This window comes from Acinetobacter sp. ACIN00229 (genome assembly GCF_016106645.1).
In the GTDB taxonomy this organism is placed as follows: Bacteria; Pseudomonadota; Gammaproteobacteria; order Pseudomonadales; family Moraxellaceae; genus Acinetobacter; species Acinetobacter oleivorans.
In genome coordinates, this window is sequence record NZ_JADWOM010000005.1 from 213,769 (window position 1) to 238,280 (window position 24,512).

Here is a 24,512-nt window from a genome sequence, read left to right on the forward strand (position 1 = left end):
AATGGGACATCATTTTGAATATCGCAATTATTGGCAGTGGAATGGCAGGTCTTGCGGCAGCAAGAATTCTGAAAGATGCAGGGCATACGATCACGATATTTGAAGCACTTCCTGGCCGGGGAATGGATAGCCATAGCATTGAATTCGATGGTGGAATTATTGATGCACCGCTACGTGTGATGAATCCACATCTGTGGAAAAACACGCTCAGCCTTGCTGCTCATTTAGGCATTAAAACCTTCCCAGTTCGTACTTATATGTCATGTAGCTGGTTATTCGAAGATCGTACGGAAACATGGTTAACGACATCTCGTAGTCGTATTGGTAATTTCCCGATTATCAATAACCGTAAAGGTATCCAGCAATATGGCTGGCGTCTTGTGAAAGGAATGTTGCAATTAAAAACTGCAATTCATCAGTTTTTCAAATCTAAAAATCAAGATATTACCCTCGCTGAATTTATTAATCAGAACGATATAGAAGAAGTATTCTGGCATGGTGTTGTAATGCCGGTGCTCTATACAATTTGTACGTGTAATCCAAAAACAATTGGCGACTGGCCTGCAAAAAACTTACTTGAGTTTTTACGTCACTTAACTGATGGCGATATGCTGTTACGTATGAAAGGTGGTACACCTGCATTTGTAGACAGCCTAATTAAAGATATCGACATTCATAGCGGATCAGCGATTAAGAACGTTGAATTACAAGGCGAAAAAGTACTGGTTGAAAACAGCCAAGGTGAAAAGAACTTATTTGATCGAGTGATTGTGGCAACGCCAACGTCTAAAATTGATGAGTTTTTGAACCCTGAACAATTTGCTGAAGATATGAATTTGCTTAAGCAATTCCGTTTTGAACAAGGTGATCTTGTTATTCATACAGATGCAACAGTAATGCCGCCACGTCGTAAAGACTGGTCAGTGCTGAGCTATATGATGGATCGTAAGTTTACCCGTCAGCAATTCACAGTTTGGATGAATGCGGTTGAACCTTCACTTGTGGGCAAAAATCCTGTATTCCAAACTTGGCGTCCAGTGACTGATATTGATCCTAAAAAAATCATTTCAAAAGTGACTTTAACGCGTGCAGTTGTAGACTCACAAACAATTGCTCTAAATAAAGAATTGCAACAACGCCATTTAGACTTAAACCGTAAAGTATTTTACTGTGGTTCATGGTCATGTGATGGCTTACCAATTTTAGAGTCGGCAGTTACTTCTGCGATGCATATTGCTGAAATTTTAGGTGCACCTTTACCATTTGTAGGTTTAAAACCTCAAGTTGAAGTTGCTCCTGAGCTCGGTTACTAAAATTGTGAAAATAAAAGTCCGAGCGGCTCTTTCTCGACTTATTCCCCATAAATATGCAATTGATGCATCAAGTTTGGGAGATGATGAAGAGCTTGCTTGGACAAATTTGGGTTTTTGGAAAAATACCCAAAATTACCGTGAAGCTTGTCGCCAATTGGCAGATCATTTGGCACAAGCTGTCAATTTAAATTCAAAAGATCATCTCTTAGATTTAGGCAGCGGACAGGGTGCAAGTTTGTTGCACTGGCTACAGCACTATCAACCCAAAAGCCTCAGTGCAGTTGACTTACAACCAGAGTGTGTTAATAAAATTCAAAGGCTTATTCCTGAAGTAAGTCAGATTTTTTGTGGTTCATTTTTAAATTTAAAACAATTTGAATTTAAACAACACTTCGATGCTGTGTTGTGTATTGATGCGGCTTATCACAGTAATTTAAATTCATTTCTAGATTCGGCCACTCCAGTTTTAAATTCAAAAGGCCGATTAGGTTTTCATTACCTAATGCGTGCTGACACATGTCAAAACATGAGCGTGTTACAAGAACAAAAGCATCGTTATTTACTTAAAGCAGCAAATGTCGCTTGGGATGCTGTACCGACTGAAAAAATATTAAGAACAACCTTGGAACAACAAGGTTTTGCAGATATTCAAATTGAAGATTTATCCGAGCCTGTATTACTCGGTTTTTCGCGGTATATTCAAAATCAGCAAAGACAAAATCAAAGCCGAGGATTGGCAAATTTTAAAATTCAAATGACTGCAAAGTTATGCCAACAACTCTACCAAAATGGATATGTACGTTATATTCAAATCACAGCAATAAAAAAATAGGATGAGCCATGTCAGCTAAATATCAAGGATCGTGTTTATGTGGAGCTGTGAGCTATCAAAGCGAAACGGAGCCACGTTATAGCTTTAATTGCCATTGTCGAGATTGTCAGAAGGCAACAGGTTCAGCATATGCACCAATCGCTTTTTTTCACCAATCTGAATTGAAAGTAAGTGGTGAACTTAAATATTTTGAGACTTTAGGATCTTCTGGCCGACCTATTAAAAGAGCATTTTGCCCAACTTGTGGTTCTCAGCTTTTTGGCTTACCTGAAATTGCCCCTGAAATGATTTCAATACGTGCAGGTACTTTGGATGACCCGAGTCTCTATCAGCCTAGAGCAGAGGTGTTTGTGAGCCAAGCCTACGCATGGGATACGCTGAACCCAAACCTTAAACATTTTGAAAAAATGATAGAGAAGAGTAAGAAATAAGGCTTAATTAAAAAAACCAAATATTGCCAAAGCACATATTAAAGTAAAACTGCCAAAGGCTAAAAATAATATAGTTTTTCTAAATTTTAGCTGAGGCATTTTACTTACAATAATAATAAGGCATGCAAGTATGGTCACTAAAGGTTGAAAAAGATTTGATGGCAAAGTAAACATCTCGTTCCTTGTTATTTTTAAATATATTTTAGAAATAAAGTAATGGGTTCATTATAGCGTTTTCTTATTTAATTGACGAACAGAACTTGTTTATAAATTCATATTTTTATTTCAATTATAGTAAATCAAGTTTTAAATTTAAAAGAACCATGTACGCTTTTTCTTACATACATTCGGGAAATTGGCGTCTTTTTATGACGTGATGAATTGCCTATGATGAACTCATCAGGAACAGGAAGTTCCGAAACGTAAAACAACAATAATAAGTTTAAGCATCAGGACGTGAGGTATTACAGGAAGTGTACCTAGTAACGAAATACGGAAAAAGCCCAACAGGATGTTGGGCTTTTTTCATTTCTTATTAACGAATTTCTTTACCGCCTAAGGCAGCGCAGTTAAAAGGTGTATTCCATTTCACGGCAGTTCCTGTAAGTACTGGACGTACAATACGCCACGGCCAGAAACCAAATCTTTGGCTTTGATGATAATTAATCACTACATCTGCACCGTATTTACGAGCAACAATCGCTAATTTAGGTTTTACTTCTTCAAAACCACCATAGGTTCCTTTCGCGGCTTTAATACGTTTAATGGATTTATAGTGCTCTGCTGAAGGAGTTCCTTCAATTAAGCAAATGGGTGGGTTTGCAGTAGTTTGCATTTGTGGTTGAGATGTAGTGTCTTGAGCATATGTTGTTAAAGGCAAAGTTAGAAATAAAGCAGGTAAAATAAAACGAAGTTTCATACTTTTCCGTATTGGTATCTTAATGAATTAAAGTTTATAAAATAGGTCTTATTCATATGACCTTATTTGGGGCGCATTATAATCATATCTTTTTAATATTTCTTATTTTAATCATATATTTTTTAATAAATTAGCAGGATTCTATTTCACTTGTTAAAAGAATAAATTCGTTTTAGAAAATTATTTTTAAGATTAGGTTTATAATAAGTCTTTATTAAAAAAAACAAAGCCTTTGACAAGAATTGTCTATCCCAACTATTATCCTTAAAAAATATCCTTAATATGTTATTAATTATGATGAAGAAAATATTATCTACTTTAGTTATTGGTTTATGTCTCACTCATCCAACCTTTGCACAGCCTGCTTCAAGTGAGTCTGTAAAAGACTTAATGAAGGTCACAAAATCCCAAGATTTATATAAACAAATGAACTCGTACATTGAGCAGATGATTTCAAAAACAATCTCTGAAGTTGAAATGCAACAAGGTAAACCCCTTAATTCACAACAAAAACAGGTCGTGGCAAATTTTGCTAAAAAGTTCTCTAACATTACTGTAGAAGACATGGGTTGGGAAAAACTTGAGCCTGAATTTACTCGTATTTATGTGACAAATTTCACTCAAGAAGAAATCGATGGATTAATTAATTTTTATAAATCACCAGTTGGTCAAGCAGCCATAAACAAAATGCCTCTAGTGATGGAGCAAAGCATGAAATTAGGCCAAGATCTAACTAGAGAAGCTATGCCTAAAATTATAGCCGCAGCAAAAGAAATGGTTATTGAATTAGAGAAATATGAAAAATAATTTGAAGAGTGTGGATCAATAGGTCTGCACTCAATTTTTTGGTAATAATTATAAATCTTTAAGTATTTCAAAACCTACAGGCAACAAAAAACCCCATAAATCAAATATTCATGAGGTTTAATGATGGTGCCGACACACGGATTCGAACTGTGGACCTACTGATTACAAGTAAGAGTAAGTCATTATTTTTTATTGAATAAATTCAATATTGCACGGGCATAAAATTGTAAATTATTGAATAAAATCAATGAGACCGGACATGTTTTGCTTTAAGTTGTTGAAAAGTAAGGGTATGATCAAAAAATGATAGACTCATAGGAAAATATTCATTTTTGTAGGCCTAAGATATATAAGACCTCCATTCTGGAAAATTTGGTACAAAACCGTTGATGGACCGTAAAACTGCTACTGACCGGAAGAATAGACCGTAGAAAAATAAGAGATTTTGATAGACCGTAAATGACCATGTTAAATCATTGAACAGTGGATATGACCGTAATCTTCTGATCATTTGAGGCTGTAAACATGTTCCAGTACATACCGTGATGGGTGATAAGGGGAGTATCAGTTTTAATTTTTATTTTATATCAATTTTGCCCCCTATTTTTTTATATTTTTCCATAATTTTCAAAGGAATTCTGATATTTTCAATGCGGAGAATATTCTCCGCATTTGTATTCTCTGCTCTCCGAGAGGTTGATCAGATGAGTCTCTCTGACCAAAGAATACAAATGAAATGGGGAAGAAATAACCTTTAAATATTCTTTGCTTATTGTAGTATTAGATTATCGAAGTCTTAAAATTAGATTTTTAAAGAGTAATCAAATGAAGTTTAAGAAAATTTTACTTAACGATTGGCGGCAATTTCAAAATATAGATATTGATTTTCATCCAAATGTTACAATTATTACAGGGGCGAATGGTTCAGGAAAATCAACAATATTAAAATTACTTTCTAAACACTTTGGATGGTCTCAACCATTTTTAGGCACCCCTATTTTATCGAAAGAACAAGGAGTGTTCCATTATAAGACGGTATTTCGACCATTAAATAAAGAATATCAAACATCTCACTATGGTCATAATATCCATATATTAGGCAATATTTTTTATTCTAATGATACATTTTCTGACATTTTTATTCATGAACAAATATACAGCGCTGCTCAATTTGACTTGCAATTTGGAGGGAACGTTCCTGTAGTTAATGGGGTCCATATCAGTTCCCATCGACCTATTCCTAAATATGAAAGATTGCAAAATATTCCCACTAATCCTATGGATGCGTCGCAGGCTTTTAATAGTTACTTTCAAGAAACTGTTAACTTATTTAATAATAATTATACACAGCACAGCCCAATTTATAGAATGAAAGAAGCTATTGTTTCAATGGCTGCATTTGGTCCAGGAAATCAATTTGTACAGAAAAATGAAAAGATTGAAAAGCAATTTTCCGACTTTAAAGATATTCTAAAGCAGATATTACCTGCTGATCTTGGTTTTAAAGACTTAAGTGTACGGATACCAGACTTAGTATTGGAAACGGAAACAGGAGATTTTCTATTAGATGCCTCTTCTGGAGGAATTATGTCTATTATTGATCTAGCATGGCAGATTTTTCTTTATTCTCATGACAAAGATGAATTTGTCGTCACTATTGATGAACCAGAAAATCATTTACATCCGTCTATGCAACGCTCTCTATTGAATGATTTTGTTAAAGCATTTCCTAAAGCTCAATTTATTGTGGTAACACATAGCCCGTTTATTGTTTCTTCAATTCGTGAATCTAACGTATATGCTTTAAAACATGAAAAAAATAATATAAGCGATCAACAGAGTGGATGGGGGAAAAAAGTTGTTTCTTATAAGTTAGATCTGAATCAAAAAGCAGCTACCGCAAGTGAAATCTTGCGCGATGTTTTAGGTGTACCAGTAACATTGCCTAAATGGGCTGATGATGAGTTACAGAAAATCTGTTCGACCTTTACAGTCCAAGATATTACAACAGAAGGTTTATCTAGATTGAGAACCGAGTTAAATAATGCTGGTTTAGGAGAGTTCTACCCAGAAGCATTAAGTAATATCGTAGGAGAAAGTGGATTATGATAAAAATAATTAAAAAACAGAAGCCTACTGTGTTAATTAGAAATGCCAGTAAATGGAAGTCACGATTACTTGATAATATTAAAGCTGGAAAAGAATCAACGAAGTACCTCTTAACAAGATATAGTCATCCTGAGATTAAAGAGACATTAATTGAAGAGACACATGGTAAATGTGCTTATTGTGAAAGTAAGCTTTTGCATATTCATCATGGTGATATTGAACATATTTTTCCTAAAGCATTAGATCAATCCCAGCGTTATGAATGGAATAATTTAACTCTTTCATGTGAAATCTGTAATCAGAATAAAACTAACCATGATCCTAATTTGAAACACATCTTAAACCCATATATTGATGATCCTGAGAGTAGTCTTATTTTTTTTGGTGCCTTAGCAAATGGTATGGATAACAAAGGTGAGTCTACAAGAATTTTATTAAAGCTCAATAGAACGGCTTTGGTTGAGAAAAGGCAAGAGCGTTTAGATAAAATTAGACTGATAGTGAAGGAATTAAATAATGCAGGTTTACCAATAGTCGCTAGAAAAGCTATTTATCAGGACTTAATTGAGAACGAGGCTTCTCATGAAAGTGAGTATACTTCTATGGTTAAGCTTGCGATTAGATGTTTTGATGCAAGTATTCCAACTGAAGTAAAAGCCGCGTAATCACTTAATTGGTATATGTACAACTTCTAACTACTGATTGGGTTTAGTTCCATGAATAGTATTAAGATAACTGAGTTGACATTTATTTAACTGAGAAAGATAAATGGCACAGCATGTGCCATTTTAGTTTTGTAAAAATTAGACTGAGATAATTACTCCTCAACTAATTGTCCTGTACGAGCGTTATATCGTTTTTCATTTAAGAGCATGGTTTTTTTGGTTCTTAATGAGAACTCATTAAACCCATATCCGAAGGCGGTTAAGCCCTTGAATTGTACTTTCTTCAACTGATAGGGTTTCTTAACGTTAAACACATGAATAAAGCAGTATTTCTGTAAAAAAAGAATAGATTTACCAGCCTTGAATTGTAGAGTGTTATCTGCTGTCACCTCAACATACTTATCAGGGTAACGTTTCAGTGACTCCATAATGGATTTTTTATCCGCAACTTTTTGTAGTCCCTTATTCATGAGCTGTGTAACCTCATCATAACTGTGTATTTGCTCCTTGAACTCCTTACGTTGATAGGCTGTACGTAACTGTTGCATCACACTAATAACAATAGGGTTGCTTTGATATTCATGGCTGAGCTTGATGATTTTATCTGTATGATCATGTTTAATTGATAGGCATACATCCTTGAGATTATCTAGTCGTTCTGAAAGCTGCATAGCTTCTTCATAGACTTCCATACGGGTGGAGTTTTCATCATCCTCAAATTCAGGGCTCTCATGGATAGGGAGATGATCAATCTTTTTCTTGAATTCCTTGAAAGTCTTAACCTTATGTAATGTAAGCAAGAGTGAGCGACGTACTTTTATAACAGCATCTTTACGCTGTTCTTCCAATGATTTTTCACTTTCATTAAAAGCATCCTCAATTTCTTGAGGGAGTGGGTTGTTATTGTTGATTACAGTGACATTTGCATCAGGTAAAAATTGTAATAAGCGTTGTTTCAGATAGTTGATATTGCTATAGCACTGCTGAGTATCCAAGCGATAGAATCGAGCCACAAGACTTGCAATATTGAGACCGATCGTTTTGTTATCGGACCAGAAGCCTTTACAGCCGATCAGTCCGTTCGTTAACCCATTCATGATTTTGGTTTTATCAATCTTGGTTGAAACAATATCCTCAAAACCTGTAAATCGTTCAGCATTCAAAAAAACTCTGATCTCATTTAAAAAAAGACTAACTTCATGGTAGGTTTTATTATTTTGAGCAACATATTTTGTATGCTGTTTAAAGAAATTAATTTTAGTGTTATTGATAGGTGCTGGTAGATGAATATAAACAGGTGGATTAGCTACACGTAATCGCCCTATAAATTGAACGATTTCTTCTGGGTGCGTACTACTACCCACGATATGGATACTATCAATCTCCTCATCACTATTTTTGAGGTTAATGGCCTCATCTAAAATAGATGTACAAATCACAGCATCATATTCAGTATTGATACGCTCAAGACTTAATAATTCCTGACAGTCAGGATTAGACATTTCCTTACTATTAATCAATTGGATGTTGAATCCTTCTTTCTTATAGATTTCCTTCACCTGTTTGGCGATCTCGATATCATTCACACGAATGATAATCACTTTTTTACACTGTCCTTTTCGAAGTTTCTTCAAACGCATGAGTACATCGTATACCCAGTAACGAGAATTAAATGTAGTAGGATTAACAATACTAATTGAGCGCTGTTGCTGAGCAGTTTGAGTAAACTTGTAGTACTGGCTGATTTGAATATTCAGTTTCTCGAAAAGATGACTGGTTAAGGTTGCTGTCAAAAATACAATTCGATCAAACTTTTGGTTTTTCACCACTTCTAAAATGTACTGTATTGGCTTTTCACGATACGTTCCTACGGAATAGAGTTTTTGTACCTCATCCACAACAATGATTGCTTTAGATGAAAGGTGGGGCTCGAATTTAGCAAATTGATCGTAGGTCATTACCAAATGTTTTCTGATAATGGCAGGGATGTCATTCTTTGAAATAGCTTGATTGCCATGAATAAATACATAAGCATTATCATCCCCATAAATTTGCTGTAGCTGTTCTACTTGTGCGACAAGAGGACATAACATGATGATTTGATGGTTTTGAGCAAGATATTTCATCACAAAGGTACTCTTACCTATTCCAGTTCCGCCTTGGATGAGTGAATGACCATGTGATAGAGACTCTAGGCTATCGGAGATACGTTGCTTTTCGGTTAGAACAATTTCTTGTGATTTAGGTAAAATTGACATAAAAAAGTCCTCTGGATAAGCCTGTGAGGGCATATCCATTCAAAATTTAAATTGCGGTAAAAGTGGTTTAACTAAGCAACTTTGGCTTGCAGAATGACTGAGGCGACTTGTTCGGATGCCTGTTTTAGGGTGCTAGATTGCAGATGTGCATAACGTTGGGTCGTTTGAGGTGATGCGTGTCCTAATAAATGTTGGACGATAAAAAGACTCTGACCACTGTTGACTGCTGCACTTGCAAAGTTATGACGTAAATCATGAATTCGAATATTGGAAATATTGGCGCTATCCATAATCTTGTCGAAAGTTTTACGCATGTCGTTGAATGGCAAGAGCGTCTTAGGATTAGCAAATACATATCCGCTAAATTGAGGCATAGCTTTGATAATATTTAGGGCTTCCTGATTCAAATTAATGTGACGAGCTTTACCCGATTTATTATGGGTAAGCAGCCATACACCTGTATCCAGATTAATATCCGTCCATTTAACATCCATTGCCTCACGCTTACGGACACCTGTGATGAGCAGAAATTTCACCAAAGCAACAATAGTCAAATTATCGATGCCATAGGAGTGCGGGGCATTCAGGACATTGAGTAATCGAGGTAGTTCCTGTTCTGACAAGTAGCGCTCAATTTGATTATTCTCCTTAAGCTTTTTCACTCTACTGACAGGGTTCGTATCAATATGCTCATGATCGATTGCCATTTGAAACAGAGAGGACAATAGTGCTCTCATACGATTGACTGAAGCATTGGCAAGACCTTTTGCCTTTACCTTATTGAGTACCTCTATCAGCATCCCTGTTGTGATTTGAGATAATTGATACTTCCCTAATTCAGGAATGAGATGCTGCTCAAGACGAGCTTTCTCATCGGGATAAGAACGTTTTCGGCCTTTACTATCACTGAGATAGGGACCACGAGAAAATGCTTCAAATGTGGGAATGGGCGGTTCAACCTTATAAGCATCTTGAGGGTCAATTCCCTTAGCCAGTAGACTCTTAGCCTCCATTGCCATGATTTGAGCCTCTTTGATTGTCATAGTGGTGTGGTCACCAATGGCATAGGCACGTTTTTTGCCTTGATAAACATAACGAATGAGGAAGCGTCGTTTACCAGAGCGTGTGACAACATGCTTTAAAAGATTGACTGTTGGATCAGTCATTTCAACTTCACGTTTGTCTTTAGGGCATCGTAATTTTGGGATGTCCATCGGGGAATTATTTGACATATCTGACTCCTTATAGCTTTAAAAGGCGTAAGAATCCCTGACCCGTAATAAAGGTCATAAATTTGAAGGGGAATAGTTACGAGTGTTTCTTCTATAAAAAAAATATCTGACTGTAATTGGATTAGATTACGGCCAATGTCTTGGTTTCCCTTCCGGACGGGGTCCCAAAAATATTTAGCGTAGCGATGTTATCGCTGGAGAGATCATCGTGATGATGTTTATCAATTAGCTCAAAAGTTTGTCTGTACTGAACTTTTGTTAGTAGTTTAATTCTAAAGAGTTTTGTCTTTTACTATTTGCTCAAGACTAACTAGGGTAATAATTCAGAGTAAATAATTAGGCCAACTCGCTGATTCTGGATTGAATTCTGGAAAGTACTTTAGGGGAAGCATCTTAGCAGTATTTAATATCTGCTTAGAGTTACCATTATAGTGCTCCAAATCAAGAAGGCGGATTATCACAAGACCTTTAATTGTATCCTTGGATTCAATGGAATATATACCGATAAATGCATTATCTAAATTTTCTCGTTTTTTGAGTGATGAGACGATAATCGCTGCTTTTGCTGTATATACATGGTAGAAAAAATCAGTGTCTCCTTTTTCGATATTTTCCTTAGTAAGTAGGATTGGGCAATTTTTTAAGATTCGGTTTTTAGGGTCCAAAATAGGTGGAATATACATACATGAATCAGTTTGATTAAGTCTAGCCAAGCCCTTCATCATTTCATCGAATTTGTAAACACAGAGTTCTTTTTTTGAAGCTTGTTCCAAAAAGTCTGGACTAATTTTGTTGATTTCACTCTTAGAGCGTCCGTGGAAATCTCCGTAATACGTTGCGATTGAATATTCGCTCGAATTTACGGGAATTGTTAGGGCTGGATCACGATAATGGGCTACACCAATTTGTTTATCAAAACTAAAAAAATTCGTAACGTGACCTAATGTGCAAAGATCTGATTGGTCCATGATAAATCTCCATAAATACAGTGGTTAAATAGTGGTCTGAAGCTCAACGTGGAGGCATCTTAGGAGAAGATTTATTGGGATGCAATAGGGGGGAATTCGGCTAAATCATGTATTTTAAGGGCATACTTGTGTGTATTTTAATCGGTGTGTATGTGTCATCGGTTTATGCTAGTGAGAGATTTTTAAAAAAAATAAGCTATTGTAATTAAATAAGTATTTGTATTTTGCCAAGTAGTAAAAATAGTTTTCTCCCTATAAGTCCTTGCCGAAATGAGGAGTGGGTGATTCGAAAAGGATATTCAGGACGAAACGGGAAAATCACTAAAATAATCGGATAAATCTAAGCTCTAAAAATAGTATGTTTTTTGAACGATTTTGTGATAATTTCTGGGGTGAAAAAAATTTTCATTTTTTCTTGAATGCTCTTTTTTTAATCAACTTAGACCTGCTGACTAGTAGAGAGAGGAGCGGTAAATCAAAAAAAGCTATCATCTGTTGAGTGTGTTCAAAAAAAAAGATACCGTATAGCTCATTTTGCTATACGGTCTATTTACGGTTTTTTGTCAGGTCAATAATCCATGGGGAGTAAAATTGTGGTGATAGATCGATCAGCTTCGGTAATCACCCACACTTTTTCATTACCAAAATCGTAGCTTGAGAGAATCCGGAGATCCTCAATCAAAGCCTGTTCATTTGCTTCACGGTCAGGTTCATTTAAATCACCCCAGTCACCATATTGATGTCGATGAAGTAAATCGAAAGGAGTAATGTATTTTTGAGTCATGAACTCTACTGCATTTTTAGTAGCCACGACTTGTCCCAAAGCGAATAAGATATGCCTTGTCATAAAATAGCCTTAGATAAAAATTAGTAAAAGGTTTTGTAGGGGAGTGTGCTGTAAATAGCTTTAGATTGCTGTCAAAGAATGATTATCGAATACGTCATTCGGAACATAGATTAATATGCCTTCATTATCATTGAGCAATACATAAACCTCATACCAGTTCTCTTTCTTTTCGATATATTCCACTTCACCTAAGTGAAGCTTATCGCTAAGGCTAAAGGTCAGATTGGCAAGTGGTTCAGATAAATCAGATTCATCTTCACAAATAATAAACCACCCATGTAGGGTGGCTTGGTAAGGTTCATCATACTGCTGTTCTAAAGTTCGGATGTGATTGGAAATACTTTCCTTAATCGCTTCATTGTGTAGATGTGATAAATCATCTTTGGTCTTAATGCATTTCATCATCTGCTTGTTCCTCAACTTCGGATTCGATAGATTGATTCTTAGGTTTTGGACCACGTTTGGCAGGAATCTTAGTCACTATATTCTCTTGAATATCAGTTTTACCCACTATTTCTTCAAGGCGAAGAGGCCATAATTCATATTCCTCGATCACTTCCAGTAAACGGGCTGTTTGGGGATGTAGACGAATGACCTTTTGATCAACTAAAGCAGCACCCAAGAAACTATAGTTATTAACTGATTTCCCTATGAATAAGTCCTTCAAGGCAGTTGCATGGAAAGGCTTCCCAGATTGCAATAATTCTTTGATCGTTTTGAGGATGTCATCTACCTTGATGAGTTCAGAACTAAATCCACCAGATGATTCATTGTGGCTCAAAGCAATACCAAGAGATAAATCATCATTGTCTTGCCAAAGTTGGTAATGCAATTGGCCTTTAGAGCGTTCCGAAAGCTTATTGCAAATAAAGGTTTTGATGAGGGTTTGATTAACCTTATCGAATACGCGTTGTTGCATGTTGAAATTCCTTAGAAATAAAAAATCCCGATGACCTGTAAAGATCATCGGGACTGATAAATTGATAATGGGTTTAGTTATCTGCGCTGTTCAACCTTTTGTACTTCACGTTGTACGCAAGCATTCCAAGGGGGCGAGCTTTCAACATATTGAGAGCAGTTTCTCAAAGCACCCATAGATGCCTCTTGCATGGTGCCAAGCATTTGTCCATATGCATCAAGATCAGCAATTGAGACATCACCTGTACGTTTGGTTTGAGCTGAATACTGACGTTGGGTAGCTTGTTCAGCTTTCCTTTGCTGTTCCAATGCTTGTTGAGCGCGAAGTTCCTGCTGCTTTAACACTAAATATTCTTCCTTAGTATTAAAGTCAGCAAAGCCAGTAATTTCTCCGTCAGCGTTGTATTTCAAAGCCCGCCATACAGTTTTACCTTTTTCAGTTACAGGGATAATGCCGTCAGGCGAACTTATGATTCGTTGAGCCATTTCCTGTTGTTGCTGAGCTTGATAAGAAACTACCAATTCATTAGCAGAATTAGCAACTTGTTGAACATCTGGATTACCAGAGAATGTAGCCACTGCAGTTAGTGCAGAGCTAAGTAGATTTGAAAACCCCATCTTTATGCACCTTATATTTTCTCGTTAGGAAGTGAAGACTTAGTTCTGATTTCAGGATTAGTTACATATTACATGTATCTATATTGGGTACAAAATATATTGTATCGATAATAGGTACATGACAGCAAGTATCAATACCCCAGAAATGCAGGCTTTAACTAAGTGGTTGAAGCAAATGCGGGAAGAACAACACCTCACTATGCGAGCATTAGCTGAACGCATGGGTAAACCACACTCGTATATTCAAAAGGTTGAACAAGGCGAGCGTCGATTAGATGTTGTCGAGTATGTGTGGTATTGCCGTATACTTGGAATTACCCCAGAGGAGGGGTTAGAGCAGATTAGGCAAGCGATTCCAGCATAAAAAAATTGATATGGATCATAATAACTATTAAGAATAAACTTACTTGTTTTGCTCTTGAGGATCAAGATCAATTAAGCGAATACCCTGATGAGGGTCAATATTCAAGGCTTGGCAATAATAAATAAATTCAATGATCTCTAAGCGATAATCACCATGTTCCACATCTTCAATGTAATGCACAGGTTTTCCAAGCTTATGAGCTAATTGCTGTTGAGTCAGATCATTGAGTTCACGTTGTTGTTTGAGCCACTCTTTCAAAGCTTTCATTTTCATCTCCATGTACTTAGATCATAACCCCAACTACAGCATGTAGTTTGGTAAGAACATGCGTATCTTGGTCATTGCACATACGAATGGCATGTGCAATGGATTGAATTTGTGGATGAGGAATTGATGCAAGGATGTCGGAAACAGTATCAAGCTCAGGAAAGTATTTCTTCATGGTCACTCCTTGGTTAATAGACCATGTAGATAATATCTATGCAAATTCAAGGCAAATACAGAAACAGCTCTCTCCATCCATAAGAGCCAAGTGATTTTTACTCCATAAAAAGAGTGGTTATTTTAAAGAAACTCCCCACAATCATCAGGCATTCCCCCTAGATGTCCAGTCCGAAACAGGAAATGCAAGGAACCTAAAAATTTTCTTCAAGATATCCAAATTACTAAAGAGTACTATATAACCTTGGTTGGGTATTATTTTTGTGATAATCAACCCTCTACTCGAAACAACAAGAAGTATCTATATGATATATTTAATTAAGATTAACTTAATAATTGAATTTTGTGTTTAACTGATGAGTCTGGCTTGACTCTCATACATTTCTTTTCTTAACCAATTTAGAAAGATCATTTTTCTTTGATCAGTATTAAAAGCAGTATGAGACAGTAAATAATAAGAGGATCCATCTTGTACAGGTGATGATATTTTTTTTAATAACTTACATTCTAGCTCTTTCTCTATCATATAAATTGAAATAATAGTATCACCTAAGCCAGCTAAGCAACCTTCTAAGCAAAGGTAAAAGTGTTCTAATTCAACTTTCGAATATTCTCTTAAACTATTTTTAAACTCAAATATTTTATTAATATTTTTATAGAAATTTGGTCTTGATGCTGAAACCAAAAGTTCTTTATTTTCATAAGAATTTGCGCTCTGTACCATTACGATATATTCATCTGCAATTTTCTCACAATAGATATGTTCTCCCCAATTAAAATCATTTCTTCGAATCGCAATATCAATTTTATTTTTCTCAAAATCAACGACTCCACCACCTGTAAGTAGAACAATATCAAAATCATATCCCAATTCTTTAAATTTAGATAATCTAGGAATTAACCATTTCATCGAAATTGTAGATTCACAAGACAAGATCAACTGTTTCTTTTCGGTCTTGTTTAACCCGCTCAAACACTCATCAAGTTGGCTAAAAAGTCGCTGACAGCAATTAAATAGTATTTCTCCTTCCGGTGTAATTTCTAAGGTTTTATTTTTTCTAATAAATAAAAGAGTATTTAAAGATTTCTCTAGATTACATATTTGCTTGCTTACAGCACTTTGAGTAACAAATAACTTTTTTGAGGCTAATGTAACGCTTCCATATTTAGCAACGAAATAAAAAAATTTTAAAGAATTCAAAGATATTCGTTCAATCATTCCATAAACTCATATTGAATAAGTCGTTTTTTTCAATTTTTATTTTTGAATTTTTGTTCAAAAATAAAAACACCATAAATAATGAATCAAACTACAGCTATGGAAAATATACTTAAATTTGCAATACATTCAACTGCACATATAGAAAATAATAGATATTCAACAGAAATTGCTAATCAAGGCTATACTTTTATTGATTCCTATACATTCCAAAAAATACAAGAAGAAGATAATTTTTTCAATGTATGTGAACAAGATATAATTGAATTTGTTGATAGTTGGAACACACTTGACATAGATCAATTCATGTCTGATAAAGGGAAATATAGAACTAGAAAGCATGCAACTTTTACTGTTAATAATAGTGATAAAATTATTTTAAAGAATAAATATATGCCACATTTTCAAACTATTGAATACAATCCTCTAAATGGGGGTATTGCCAGATATTTTACAGAAATAGATAAAAAAACTATAGAAAATCCTATTTTTAAGAATCTATTACAATTTGCATATTTTACATTCTCAGAAATTAAAAAAGAGAACTGGTTTGTTGAAGCGCATCAATTTCGGATTAAAGCAAAACCAAACGATCTAGGAAAACCTACGCCTGAAGGCATCCATCGTGATGGTGTTGATTTTGTATTGATGGCTTTAATTAATAGACAAAATATTCAAGGCGGTATAACTAAAATATATAACCTAGATAAAGTCTTGAAAACTGAACTTATGCTAGAGAATTTTCTAGATATAGCTTTAGTGGATGATCATCAAGTTTACCATAGTGTTACTAAAACAAAGGTAGATAATATTGAAAAAGAAAAAATTGGATTAAGAGATGTTTTGGTTATTACTTTTAAAAAGGTGTGACTGAAATGGGAGAATTTATTGCTGTAATTATAATTACTATTTTAGCAGTAGTTAGCCCAGGAGCTGATTTTGCTATTGTAACTAAAAATAGTTATTTATATGGAAGAAGAATAGGTTTTTTTACAGCACTAGGAATATCATTAGGCGTCCTAATTCATGTTGCCTATACATTAATTGCTTTAGCTTTTGTTATAGCATATACGCCACAATTTCTTAATATTGTAAAGTATATTGGTGCTGGTTATCTTATCTATATTGGTTATAAAACATTTACTCAAAAGCCAGTAATTGATATGTCTTTATTAACAAAAATAAATTCTTTTCAAGCATTAAAATATGGATTTTTTACCAATGCATTAAATCCTAAAACAACTTTATTTGTTATAAGTACATATACACAAATTGTTAGTTTATCTACTCCAAAGATTATTCTTTTAGGGTATGGTCTTTTTATGTCTTTCGCGCACTTCTTTTGGTTTTCTCTTGTCTCTATACTTTTTTCATCCATGATATTGAGGCAAAAAATGTTAGCTAAGCAAGTGCATATTAATAGAATAATTGGTTCAATTCTATGTGTGTTAGGAATTACGCTCTTTTTTGCTAAATTTCAATGAGGTATTAAATATGAATAAGATAGCTTTTATTGATATGGAAGGAGTTCTTATTCCTGAGATATGGAAGAAATTTGCAAACCATTTCAATCGACCAGAACTATTAATAACAACGAGAGAAGTTCCAGATTATAAAACATTAATGGAGCATAGGATTAATATTCTTAAAGAATATAATATTACTTTAGATCAGCTTATTGAAATTATAAAAGAAGTTAACCCACTAAAAGGAGCAAAAGAATTCTTAGACTATCTTCAATTAAATAATAAGTTTGAAATAAGAATTGTTTCAGATTGCTTTTATGAGTTTCTTAATCCTCTTTTTGAGAAAATAGAACTACCTTGTGAAAAAGCTTATTGTCATAATTTAGAAGTAAATAAAGATGGGTTTATAGAAAAAGTAAATTATTCAAGAGAAAAGGGAAAACATGAAGTTATTGTTAAATACCAAAAAAAACAAATAACAAGGCTAGAAAGTATAGCAATTGGTGATGCATTTAATGATTTTACTATGCTGCATTTAGTAGATCATGGTTTTTTATTTCAACCTTCAAATGAAGTAAAACAAAATGCTCCATCATATTTTCATATTGTACAGTCATATCAAGAAATAAATGACTATTTGAGAAGTTTATAAAAGTGTGCTGAAAGGAAAATTAAATGAGTAGTGAATTAATAAAGAATGTATTAATTGTTGGTGGTGGCAGTGCTGGGTGGATGACTGCTTCGTACTTAGCAAAAGCTTTAGGAAATAAGATTAATATTTCTTTGATTGAATCACCTGAAATACCAAAAATTGGGGTAGGTGAAGCTACTATTCCTAATTTACAAAAAGTATTCTTCGATTTTTTAGGATTAAAAGAAGAAGATTGGATGCCTGAATGTAACGCTTCATTTAAAGCTGCGATTAAATTTGTAAATTGGAATAATCCATATGATAAAAATGATTACTTTTATCATATGTTCGGTCAGATAAAAAATATTGATGATATTCCTCTAACGCATTACTGGAATTATTTTAGAGAGAATAAAATAACAAATTTACCTATGGCTTATGATTGTTATGATAAAGCTAAATTATTAGATGCAAAATTATCGCCAAAGACATTAAATAATGAGAGTGTTATGAGCTATGCTTGGCATTTTGATGCTCATTTGGTCGCTAAATTTTTGAAAAAGCTTTCAATGTCTTGGGGCGTTAAACACTTTGAGGATGAAGTAACGAATGTAAATTTAGATGTGAATGGCTACGTAAAATCTGTTACAACTAAAAAAAATGGAGACCTTGAGGCTGATCTATTTATCGATTGTTCAGGTTTCAAAGGGTTAATTATCAATAAGGCCTTAAATGAACCATTTTTAAATATGTCTGATCAATTGTTTTGTAATTCAGCGGTTGCAGCGTCTATTAAGCATGATGACGAGAAAAATGGTATAGAACCTTATACTTCAGCAATTGCTATGAAAAATGGTTGGACATGGAAAATTCCTATGTTAGGTAGGTTTGGTTCTGGTTACGTTTATTCTGATAACTTTACAACAAAGGATCAGGCTACCGATGAATTCTTAAAGTTATGGAATGTAAAAGAAGATAATATTTCATTGAATCATATTAAATTTAGAACTGGGCGTAATAAACGTGCGTGGGTGAAGAATTGTGTGGCAATCGGTTTATCTTCATGTTTTTTAGAACCATTAGAATCTACGGGACTTTATTTTATCTATGCAGCAATTTACCAACTTGTTAAGCACTTTCCAGTAAAAGAAATAGATGAAAAATTAGTTAAATCATTTAATGATAAGATAGAAGTAATGTTTGATGATAGTCGTGATTTTTTACAGACACATTACTTTACTACATCACGAGTTGATACCGAATTTTGGAAGGCAAATAAACATGATCTGAAACTGTCTGATTCTTTGAAAGATAAATTAGATATGTATAAAGCAGGATTAGTTGTTTGTCCTCCAATTACAACTAATGAGAAAGATTATTATGGTAACTTCGATATAGAGTTCTCTAATTTTTGGACCAATAGTAATTATTATTGTATGTTTACGGGTTTAAAATGGTTCCCAGAGTCTATATATCCTAAAGTGTTATATGATGCGAAATATGAACAAGCACAAAACTATATGAAAGATTTAAAGGAACGAGAAAATATGCTATTAGAAAGTTTACCTAGCACATACGAATACTTGAAATTTATACATCATAGTAAATAGTATGGAATTTAATTTAATTTTGTTATATAGCACCTTTTGTTTTATTGGTGCTATTTTACCCGGACCTACATCTTTTTTAGCGCTAGCTTTAGGGCTGCAAGGTAATATACGTCTTGTACTTTTAGCAAGTATAGGAGCTGCAATAGCAGATTTTTTAATTATTTGTGCTGTAGGTTTAGGGCTGAATAAGCTAATAACAGATTTTCCTATAGTATTTGAAATAATAAAATATTTAGGGTTTTGTTATTTAATATTTATAGCTATTATGATTTGGAAGTCAGAGCCTACAATTAAAGAAAAAAATTATGAAATCGAAAGTATTTATAATTTACCAATTAAGGGTTTTCTAACAGCAGTATCCAACCCTAAAGTGCTTGTTTTTTTTATAGCTTTTTTGCCCCAGTTTATCAATACAAAAATTGATATTATGCCTCAGTATCTTTTACTAGGTTTAATTTCTTCATTGATTGATATTATTTCTATGTCAGTTTATGGTTTATTAGGTGTGAAACTATTGCACTTATTTAAGAGTAAACGAAATATGAATATACTGAATAAAGCTAGTGCTATATGTATGGGGATAATTGCTATATTTTTAATTTTTAGATGAGTACTAATTTACTACAAGCTTAGTGATGAATAGTCACTAAGCTTAAAAAATAATGAAAATTTAAGACTTAAGATTAAGGATTAATCACTAAGACTCAAGAAATATCATGAGATGTTCTATGGGTATGTATCTTAGAATTTTAAATTTAAAGAACGAAAAATCGTTCAACTACAACATAGCAAATTGATGCAAGGATGTCAGAAACTGTATCAAGCTCAGGAAAGTATTTCTTCATGGTCACTCCTTGGTTAATAGACCATGTAGATAATATCTATGCAAATTCAAGGCAAATACAGAAGTAGTTCTCTATATCTATAAGAATTAAGCGGATTGTACCCCGTAAAAAAGAGTGATTATTTTAAAGAAACTCCCCACAACCATCAGGCGTTCCCCCTAGATATCCAGTCCGAAACAGGAAATGCAAGGAACCTTAAAAACCCCTCCCTAAATGCCACAATAAAAAACTTCCATCAACAAAAGCAAACCCCTATTAACCTACTCAAGAATAGGGGAATAATTTGACTATAGATGGGATAAATGAGGGTTTATTGCTATGTAGTCCTGCCAGTCAACACCAAGAGAACTAGCAAGATTTTTGTGATAATTTTTTAGAATTTGATTTTTTTCATCTTCAGGCACATCAATGAATTGCAGGACTAAGTTGGTGGTGTCTACGCCTAACAGGGCTGCGTGTTCAATGAATCTTTGATTCATGACTTGTAAACGAAGTGTATCAACCGTAGTTCCTATATTTTCTGCTCCATCAACAGTAATGCTTGCAAGCTCTTTTTGTAGATTAGGATTTTGTGCAAGAAAAGAAGCAACAGCTTCACGGAAATATTCTGAATAGTCTTTCATGTTAGGTGCTCAATAAGTAATGTTTTTTTGGTAATAAATGCATCATAGATGGAATATTATGGGAAAAAAAGATAAAGGGATTATTCGTTAATCGATGGTAGAGGCTTAAGGGGAATTGTCCAGAAGGGACTGATTCATAGCATAGTTCTACAGATAAGAACATATAAAGCAAAACTCCCCAGAACTTTCAGGGGTTTAGCCTAGAGGTCCTGTTTGAAACAGGAAATACAAGTAACCTCGAAAATTCCCCTAACGCCTTAAGTTTTTCATGCGTCCTGCTCTGTGCAGCGATAGCAACTATGAAAAGTTGATGTATCGACATCGCAATTCGCATGGAAAACCAAAGAGCTGGAAACGGTGTGGGGAACATGTTGGATAGGGAAGTTGAGTATTATTTGGACCATCAGACTATCGATCAAATGGACCACAAAATAGTCCGTTGGGCTAGAACTGAGCTAAATCTACAGGCAACAAAAAACCCCATAAATCAAATATTCATGAGGTTTAATGATGGTGCCGACACACGGATTCGAACTGTGGACCTACTGATTACAAGTCAGTTGCTCTACCAACTGAGCTATGTCGGCGACGTGGAATGAATTCTACAGTTTCTTAAAAAAAATACAAGCCAAAAAATGACCACTTAAATTTTTTCTATCAATTTTTAAATGTTTATGGGCTTGAGCTTTAGAAATAGCTTAAGACTTCAATACATAAATAAAAGAATCAACACGTTCGCCACTATTTAAAGTGACTTGAACAGGTACTCTTTCGTATTCTTCGCCTTCAAAGTCATCAAGTAATTTCCAGTTTGCATTTAAATGTTCTGAGCTAAAAACAAAACCTTGAACTTGATTGATACTTTCATCAAGCACAATTCCCGGATAGCCTAAATCAGCTCCCCAACCTTGATTATGTAAGGTTCCGTTGACCCAACCTTCTGCCCATTGTCCGCCAATATTTTCAAGTATATGTGCATTAGGACGACCTGGGCCTAAAGTGCCATAAACAAATAAACTCGACATGTGATTTTCCTTTAATTTAAAAATTAATGAGCTTTTGCGTGTGATGTATAAACAACTAAAAATATTCCAAGTAACGACAGTACAACGGTTAAGCCTACAATCGCACCCCAGCCGCCGTGTAGCCAGAACCAGCCACCTGCTGAGCCGACAATACTTGAACCCATGTAGTAAAACAGTAAGTACAGTGAACTGGCGTGAGCTTTGGCTTGTTTGCTTTCGGCACCAACGGAACTACTGGTAAGTGAGTGGGTAATAAAGAACCCTGTGGTTATAAATGCAATACCAATAATAATGCCGAAAAGAGAGCTGAGCAGGGTCATGAGGCTACCCACAATCATTAAGGCAAAGCCACTCATCATCATGGTTTTTTTACCGAAGCGGTCGGCTAGCGTACCTGCCAATGATGAAGACACCATACCAAAGCTATACGACAAGAAAATAAGGCTAATTTGAGTCTGACTCAGTGAATAAGGTGCTCCGCTTAAACGGAAAGTGGCGTAGTTAAACAAGGTAACAAACACACTCGTGAGCAAGAAACCAATAGTAAACAGGCGTAGTAACTTTAAATTACTTAAATGGGTCCGCCACATTTGCTGGTGAAAATTTAAATTCAAACCTTTTTTCTGTACGAAATTACGCGAAGCAGGAAGTAAATTCAAAAAGGCAATCGAGCAAATAAAACAGATTGCGCCAAGTAAGCCTAAAGCAGTTCGCCAAGAAAAATATTCAATCAAAATACCCATGCCGACACGGCCCATCATTCCACCAAAAGCCGTTCCTGCAATATACAAACCCATGGTTTTACCCAAGTGTTCAGGTGCGATTTCTTCGGCAATCCAAGCCATAGTTACGGCTGGTACACCACCAAGCAATAGACCTTCTAGTGCTCGTGCTATGAGTAAGCTATGCCAGTTAGGTGTAAACATAGCCACAATATTAAGAATAGCTGCACACAGCATTGAACTGAAGATGACACCACGACGACCAATTGCCTGTGAAAAAGCACTCGATAGCACAATCGAAATTGCTAAAAAGGCAGTGGTTAAAGACAGGGCAAGGGAGCTGCTCGCAGGGCTAATCTGGAAGCTTTGGCTGAATGCTGGCAGGAGTGGCTGTACACAGTAAATCAGAGAAAAACTGGCAAAGCCTACGAGGAATAAAGCAAATCCTGCGTGCTTATAGGCTTTGGTCCCTTTGTGAATCCATTCGCGGGAAAGAACAGAAGTTGCCTCAGTGCTTAAGGTACTGGGTGTAGATGAAGAGTTCATATCATGACCATGACAGAAAGAAAGTGCAGTGCTTTGGGGGCATGCTGCATCGAGAAAATTCGATAAATTAAAATTAGCAATTTAGATGGTATTTTTCTAATATATTTAACAATAGGTCATGATATGTTTTATATATTGCGATGGAACTTAGACATATACGCTACTTTTTAGCAGTAGCAGAAGAAAAAAACTTTACCAGAGCTGCGCATCGTTTAAACATGAGTCAGCCACCTTTAAGCATGCAAATACGGGACTTAGAGGAAGAGCTAGGCGCAGATTTATTTATTCGTTCTCCGCATGGGGTCGAGCTAACCGAAGCGGGGTTTGCCTTTTTAAATGCGATTCAGCCTGTACAACAACGTGTAGAAGATGCAGCGAACTTGGTTAAACAGGTGGCAAATGGTGAAGTTGGTCAATTGCGATTGGGTTTTACGGGGACCTCAATGTTGAACCCTCTAATTCCTAAATGCGTTCGCTATTTCCAACAGCAATATCCAAAAGTGGATTTAAAACTTGAAGAAGCGAACACCTTGCTGCTCATCGATTTATTACTCGAAGACCGTTTGGATATTGCGATTATTCGGTCACCACGCAATATTCCAGACAGTTTAATTATTCAAGAGTTATTGGCTGAACCACTCATTGCTGCTTTGCCTTCGGAGTCTTTTAATCTAGACGATTCATCGCCAGAAATTGATTTAAATGCACTACGAGAACTTGATTTTATTGTCTCGCCACCTTCAATTAGCGCAGGGCTTTTCGATGCAATTAAACAAGCCTGCCATGAGCGTGGCTTTGAACCTAAAATTGGACAAAATGCACCGCAAATTGTGTCGATTTTATCGTTAGTATCTGCAAATTTAGGTGTATCTTTGGTTCCAGAGTCGACCAAACAATTGCAAATACAAGGCGTGGCTTATCGCTCTTTGAAAGCACCTGTACCTACGGTGGGTTTAGGGCTTGCTTATAAAAAACATGCCCCTTCACAAATGGCAATTAATTTTGCCAGTGTGGTGCAAGATATTCTCCATTTTAATTAAATATTATGAAAAGGCAGTTAAATTTTATTCACTATATAATTATTTATAGGTCTGGATTTATAC

At 35.1% G+C, this 24,512-nt stretch carries 27 protein-coding genes and 1 tRNA gene; 13 read left to right on the forward strand and 15 right to left on the reverse strand.

Going from position 1 to position 24,512, the window contains the following annotated elements; all coding sequences use genetic code 11:
* Positions 1 to 14 precede the first annotated feature (14 nt).
* From I7H67_RS06605 to I7H67_RS06615, 3 genes are read left to right on the forward strand one after another with little or no spacing between them, the layout of a single operon-like run.
* Positions 15 to 1,313, forward strand: coding sequence for an FAD-dependent oxidoreductase (locus I7H67_RS06605; protein WP_043961653.1), 1,299 nt, complete (start codon positions 15 to 17; stop codon positions 1,311 to 1,313).
* 4 nt (positions 1,314 to 1,317) lie between these two features.
* Positions 1,318 to 2,145 (forward strand): SAM-dependent methyltransferase, encoded by an 828-nt coding sequence (locus I7H67_RS06610; RefSeq protein ID WP_198307409.1) that lies wholly within the window; start codon positions 1,318 to 1,320, stop codon positions 2,143 to 2,145.
* 8 nt (positions 2,146 to 2,153) lie between these two features.
* Positions 2,154 to 2,576 (forward strand): GFA family protein, encoded by a 423-nt coding sequence (locus I7H67_RS06615; protein ID WP_005300748.1) that lies wholly within the window; start codon positions 2,154 to 2,156, stop codon positions 2,574 to 2,576.
* Between the two features lie 535 nt (positions 2,577 to 3,111).
* On the opposite strand, the gene I7H67_RS06620 is transcribed toward I7H67_RS06615, so the two are convergent.
* Positions 3,112 to 3,495 carry a hypothetical protein gene (locus I7H67_RS06620; RefSeq protein WP_198307410.1) on the reverse strand — a complete coding sequence of 128 codons (384 nt, stop codon included), beginning with the start codon at positions 3,493 to 3,495 and terminating at the stop codon, positions 3,112 to 3,114.
* Between the two features lie 294 nt (positions 3,496 to 3,789).
* Here I7H67_RS06620 and I7H67_RS06625 point away from each other — a divergent pair, with 294 nt between their 5' ends.
* The 3 genes from I7H67_RS06625 to I7H67_RS06635 all read left to right on the forward strand — a co-directional run bounded on the left by I7H67_RS06625 (position 3,790) and on the right by I7H67_RS06635 (position 7,076).
* Positions 3,790 to 4,302 carry a DUF2059 domain-containing protein gene (locus I7H67_RS06625; protein WP_227602545.1) on the forward strand — a complete coding sequence of 171 codons (513 nt, stop codon included), beginning with the start codon at positions 3,790 to 3,792 and terminating at the stop codon, positions 4,300 to 4,302.
* 825 nt (positions 4,303 to 5,127) lie between these two features.
* Positions 5,128 to 6,411, forward strand: coding sequence for an AAA family ATPase (locus I7H67_RS06630; protein WP_198307412.1), 1,284 nt, complete (start codon positions 5,128 to 5,130; stop codon positions 6,409 to 6,411).
* Positions 6,408 to 7,076 (forward strand): HNH endonuclease, encoded by a 669-nt coding sequence (locus I7H67_RS06635; protein ID WP_198307413.1) that lies wholly within the window; start codon positions 6,408 to 6,410, stop codon positions 7,074 to 7,076. The genes I7H67_RS06630 and I7H67_RS06635 overlap by 4 nt, the downstream gene beginning before the upstream one ends.
* A gap of 152 nt (positions 7,077 to 7,228) precedes the next feature.
* Here the strand turns inward: I7H67_RS06635 and I7H67_RS06640 are convergent, their stop codons facing one another.
* From I7H67_RS06640 to I7H67_RS06670, 7 genes are all read right to left on the reverse strand, one after another.
* Complete coding sequence (locus I7H67_RS06640; protein WP_198307414.1) at positions 7,229 to 9,334, reverse strand: DEAD/DEAH box helicase; 2,106 nt, start codon at positions 9,332 to 9,334, stop codon at positions 7,229 to 7,231.
* Positions 9,335 to 9,405: 71 nt separating this feature from the next.
* The gene (locus tag I7H67_RS06645; RefSeq protein ID WP_198307415.1) at positions 9,406 to 10,566 is read right to left on the reverse strand and encodes a site-specific integrase; all 1,161 of its coding nucleotides are present in this window, start codon (positions 10,564 to 10,566) and stop codon (positions 9,406 to 9,408) included.
* Between the two features lie 323 nt (positions 10,567 to 10,889).
* Entirely contained in the window at positions 10,890 to 11,534 is a 645-nt protein-coding gene (locus tag I7H67_RS06650; protein WP_032052401.1) for a hypothetical protein, read from the reverse strand.
* Positions 11,535 to 12,102: 568 nt separating this feature from the next.
* Positions 12,103 to 12,381: a type I restriction endonuclease subunit M gene (locus I7H67_RS06655; protein ID WP_198307416.1), complete on the reverse strand. Its 279-nt coding sequence runs from the start codon at positions 12,379 to 12,381 to the stop codon at positions 12,103 to 12,105.
* A gap of 60 nt (positions 12,382 to 12,441) precedes the next feature.
* On the reverse strand, positions 12,442 to 12,786 hold the full coding sequence (locus I7H67_RS06660) for a hypothetical protein (protein WP_413784433.1): 345 nt from the start codon (positions 12,784 to 12,786) through the stop codon (positions 12,442 to 12,444).
* The gene (locus tag I7H67_RS06665; RefSeq protein WP_198307417.1) at positions 12,770 to 13,300 is read right to left on the reverse strand and encodes a hypothetical protein; all 531 of its coding nucleotides are present in this window, start codon (positions 13,298 to 13,300) and stop codon (positions 12,770 to 12,772) included. Before I7H67_RS06665 ends, I7H67_RS06660 begins: the two co-directional genes overlap by 17 nt.
* Positions 13,301 to 13,377: 77 nt before the next feature.
* On the reverse strand, positions 13,378 to 13,917 hold the full coding sequence (locus I7H67_RS06670; protein WP_198307418.1) for a hypothetical protein: 540 nt from the start codon (positions 13,915 to 13,917) through the stop codon (positions 13,378 to 13,380).
* A gap of 118 nt (positions 13,918 to 14,035) precedes the next feature.
* Between I7H67_RS06670 and I7H67_RS06675 the strand changes: the two genes are divergently transcribed.
* The gene (locus I7H67_RS06675) at positions 14,036 to 14,281 is read left to right on the forward strand and encodes a helix-turn-helix domain-containing protein (RefSeq protein ID WP_198307419.1); all 246 of its coding nucleotides are present in this window, start codon (positions 14,036 to 14,038) and stop codon (positions 14,279 to 14,281) included.
* A 39-nt stretch (positions 14,282 to 14,320) separates the two neighbouring features.
* Here the strand turns inward: I7H67_RS06675 and I7H67_RS06680 are convergent, their stop codons facing one another.
* The 3 genes from I7H67_RS06680 to I7H67_RS06690 all read right to left on the reverse strand — a co-directional run bounded on the left by I7H67_RS06680 (position 14,321) and on the right by I7H67_RS06690 (position 15,941).
* Positions 14,321 to 14,548 (reverse strand): helix-turn-helix transcriptional regulator, encoded by a 228-nt coding sequence (locus I7H67_RS06680; protein WP_198307420.1) that lies wholly within the window; start codon positions 14,546 to 14,548, stop codon positions 14,321 to 14,323.
* Between the two features lie 16 nt (positions 14,549 to 14,564).
* Positions 14,565 to 14,723 (reverse strand): hypothetical protein, encoded by a 159-nt coding sequence (locus I7H67_RS06685; RefSeq protein ID WP_198307421.1) that lies wholly within the window; start codon positions 14,721 to 14,723, stop codon positions 14,565 to 14,567.
* 348 nt (positions 14,724 to 15,071) lie between these two features.
* Positions 15,072 to 15,941 carry a LysR family transcriptional regulator gene (locus tag I7H67_RS06690; RefSeq protein WP_198307422.1) on the reverse strand — a complete coding sequence of 290 codons (870 nt, stop codon included), beginning with the start codon at positions 15,939 to 15,941 and terminating at the stop codon, positions 15,072 to 15,074.
* 81 nt (positions 15,942 to 16,022) lie between these two features.
* Between I7H67_RS06690 and I7H67_RS06695 the strand changes: the two genes are divergently transcribed.
* From I7H67_RS06695 to I7H67_RS06715, 5 genes are read left to right on the forward strand one after another with little or no spacing between them, the layout of a single operon-like run.
* Positions 16,023 to 16,811: a 2OG-Fe dioxygenase family protein gene (locus tag I7H67_RS06695; protein WP_198307423.1), complete on the forward strand. Its 789-nt coding sequence runs from the start codon at positions 16,023 to 16,025 to the stop codon at positions 16,809 to 16,811.
* Between the two features lie 5 nt (positions 16,812 to 16,816).
* Positions 16,817 to 17,425, forward strand: coding sequence for a LysE family translocator (locus I7H67_RS06700; RefSeq protein ID WP_198307424.1), 609 nt, complete (start codon positions 16,817 to 16,819; stop codon positions 17,423 to 17,425).
* A gap of 10 nt (positions 17,426 to 17,435) precedes the next feature.
* Positions 17,436 to 18,059, forward strand: a complete 624-nt coding sequence (thrH, locus tag I7H67_RS06705) for a bifunctional phosphoserine phosphatase/homoserine phosphotransferase ThrH (protein WP_198307425.1) — start codon at positions 17,436 to 17,438, stop codon at positions 18,057 to 18,059.
* Positions 18,060 to 18,082: 23 nt separating this feature from the next.
* Complete coding sequence (locus I7H67_RS06710) at positions 18,083 to 19,648, forward strand: tryptophan halogenase family protein (protein ID WP_198307426.1); 1,566 nt, start codon at positions 18,083 to 18,085, stop codon at positions 19,646 to 19,648.
* A 1-nt stretch (position 19,649) separates the two neighbouring features.
* On the forward strand, positions 19,650 to 20,258 hold the full coding sequence (locus I7H67_RS06715) for a LysE family translocator (RefSeq protein WP_198307427.1): 609 nt from the start codon (positions 19,650 to 19,652) through the stop codon (positions 20,256 to 20,258).
* Positions 20,259 to 20,780: 522 nt separating this feature from the next.
* On the opposite strand, the gene I7H67_RS06720 is transcribed toward I7H67_RS06715, so the two are convergent.
* From I7H67_RS06720 to sxtP, 4 genes are all read right to left on the reverse strand, one after another.
* A complete protein-coding gene (locus tag I7H67_RS06720; protein ID WP_198307428.1) occupies positions 20,781 to 21,116 on the reverse strand; it encodes a DUF6388 family protein in 336 nt (111 codons plus the stop codon).
* A 511-nt stretch (positions 21,117 to 21,627) separates the two neighbouring features.
* Positions 21,628 to 21,703 (reverse strand) — tRNA-Thr (locus I7H67_RS06725).
* 111 nt (positions 21,704 to 21,814) lie between these two features.
* Positions 21,815 to 22,141, reverse strand: coding sequence for a gamma-glutamylcyclotransferase (locus tag I7H67_RS06730; RefSeq protein ID WP_198307429.1), 327 nt, complete (start codon positions 22,139 to 22,141; stop codon positions 21,815 to 21,817).
* Positions 22,142 to 22,164: 23 nt separating this feature from the next.
* The gene (sxtP, locus tag I7H67_RS06735) at positions 22,165 to 23,409 is read right to left on the reverse strand and encodes a multidrug efflux MFS transporter SxtP (protein ID WP_198307430.1); all 1,245 of its coding nucleotides are present in this window, start codon (positions 23,407 to 23,409) and stop codon (positions 22,165 to 22,167) included.
* A 140-nt stretch (positions 23,410 to 23,549) separates the two neighbouring features.
* Here sxtP and sxtR point away from each other — a divergent pair, with 140 nt between their 5' ends.
* Positions 23,550 to 24,449: a multidrug efflux pump transcriptional activator SxtR gene (sxtR, locus tag I7H67_RS06740; protein ID WP_198307431.1), complete on the forward strand. Its 900-nt coding sequence runs from the start codon at positions 23,550 to 23,552 to the stop codon at positions 24,447 to 24,449.
* The last annotated feature ends 63 nt before the right edge of the window (positions 24,450 to 24,512 follow it).

Bases quoted from the DNA above. Each gene is read 5' to 3' on its own strand.
- thrH (WP_198307425.1), top strand. From the start codon at position 17,436: ATGAATAAGATAGCTTTTATTGATATGGAAGGAGTTCTTATTCCTGAG.
- I7H67_RS06620 (WP_198307410.1), bottom strand. From the start codon at position 3,495: ATGAAACTTCGTTTTATTTTACCTGCTTTATTTCTAACTTTGCCTTTA.
- I7H67_RS06715 (WP_198307427.1), top strand. From the start codon at position 19,650: ATGGAATTTAATTTAATTTTGTTATATAGCACCTTTTGTTTTATTGGT.
- I7H67_RS06640 (WP_198307414.1), bottom strand. From the start codon at position 9,334: ATGTCAATTTTACCTAAATCACAAGAAATTGTTCTAACCGAAAAGCAA.
- I7H67_RS06680 (WP_198307420.1), bottom strand. From the start codon at position 14,548: ATGAAAGCTTTGAAAGAGTGGCTCAAACAACAACGTGAACTCAATGAT.
- I7H67_RS06665 (WP_198307417.1), bottom strand. From the start codon at position 13,300: ATGCAACAACGCGTATTCGATAAGGTTAATCAAACCCTCATCAAAACC.
- I7H67_RS06670 (WP_198307418.1), bottom strand. From the start codon at position 13,917: ATGGGGTTTTCAAATCTACTTAGCTCTGCACTAACTGCAGTGGCTACA.
- I7H67_RS06700 (WP_198307424.1), top strand. From the start codon at position 16,817: ATGGGAGAATTTATTGCTGTAATTATAATTACTATTTTAGCAGTAGTT.
- I7H67_RS06685 (WP_198307421.1), bottom strand. From the start codon at position 14,723: ATGAAGAAATACTTTCCTGAGCTTGATACTGTTTCCGACATCCTTGCA.
- I7H67_RS06655 (WP_198307416.1), bottom strand. From the start codon at position 12,381: ATGACAAGGCATATCTTATTCGCTTTGGGACAAGTCGTGGCTACTAAA.
- I7H67_RS06695 (WP_198307423.1), top strand. From the start codon at position 16,023: ATGAATCAAACTACAGCTATGGAAAATATACTTAAATTTGCAATACAT.
- I7H67_RS06710 (WP_198307426.1), top strand. From the start codon at position 18,083: ATGAGTAGTGAATTAATAAAGAATGTATTAATTGTTGGTGGTGGCAGT.
- I7H67_RS06625 (WP_227602545.1), top strand. From the start codon at position 3,790: ATGATGAAGAAAATATTATCTACTTTAGTTATTGGTTTATGTCTCACT.
- I7H67_RS06720 (WP_198307428.1), bottom strand. From the start codon at position 21,116: ATGAAAGACTATTCAGAATATTTCCGTGAAGCTGTTGCTTCTTTTCTT.
- I7H67_RS06645 (WP_198307415.1), bottom strand. From the start codon at position 10,566: ATGTCAAATAATTCCCCGATGGACATCCCAAAATTACGATGCCCTAAA.
- sxtP (WP_198307430.1), bottom strand. From the start codon at position 23,409: ATGAACTCTTCATCTACACCCAGTACCTTAAGCACTGAGGCAACTTCT.
- I7H67_RS06615 (WP_005300748.1), top strand. From the start codon at position 2,154: ATGTCAGCTAAATATCAAGGATCGTGTTTATGTGGAGCTGTGAGCTAT.
- I7H67_RS06635 (WP_198307413.1), top strand. From the start codon at position 6,408: ATGATAAAAATAATTAAAAAACAGAAGCCTACTGTGTTAATTAGAAAT.
- I7H67_RS06650 (WP_032052401.1), bottom strand. From the start codon at position 11,534: ATGGACCAATCAGATCTTTGCACATTAGGTCACGTTACGAATTTTTTT.
- I7H67_RS06630 (WP_198307412.1), top strand. From the start codon at position 5,128: ATGAAGTTTAAGAAAATTTTACTTAACGATTGGCGGCAATTTCAAAAT.
- I7H67_RS06675 (WP_198307419.1), top strand. From the start codon at position 14,036: ATGACAGCAAGTATCAATACCCCAGAAATGCAGGCTTTAACTAAGTGG.
- I7H67_RS06660 (WP_413784433.1), bottom strand. From the start codon at position 12,786: ATGATGAAATGCATTAAGACCAAAGATGATTTATCACATCTACACAAT.
- I7H67_RS06730 (WP_198307429.1), bottom strand. From the start codon at position 22,141: ATGTCGAGTTTATTTGTTTATGGCACTTTAGGCCCAGGTCGTCCTAAT.
- sxtR (WP_198307431.1), top strand. From the start codon at position 23,550: ATGGAACTTAGACATATACGCTACTTTTTAGCAGTAGCAGAAGAAAAA.
- I7H67_RS06690 (WP_198307422.1), bottom strand. From the start codon at position 15,941: ATGATTGAACGAATATCTTTGAATTCTTTAAAATTTTTTTATTTCGTT.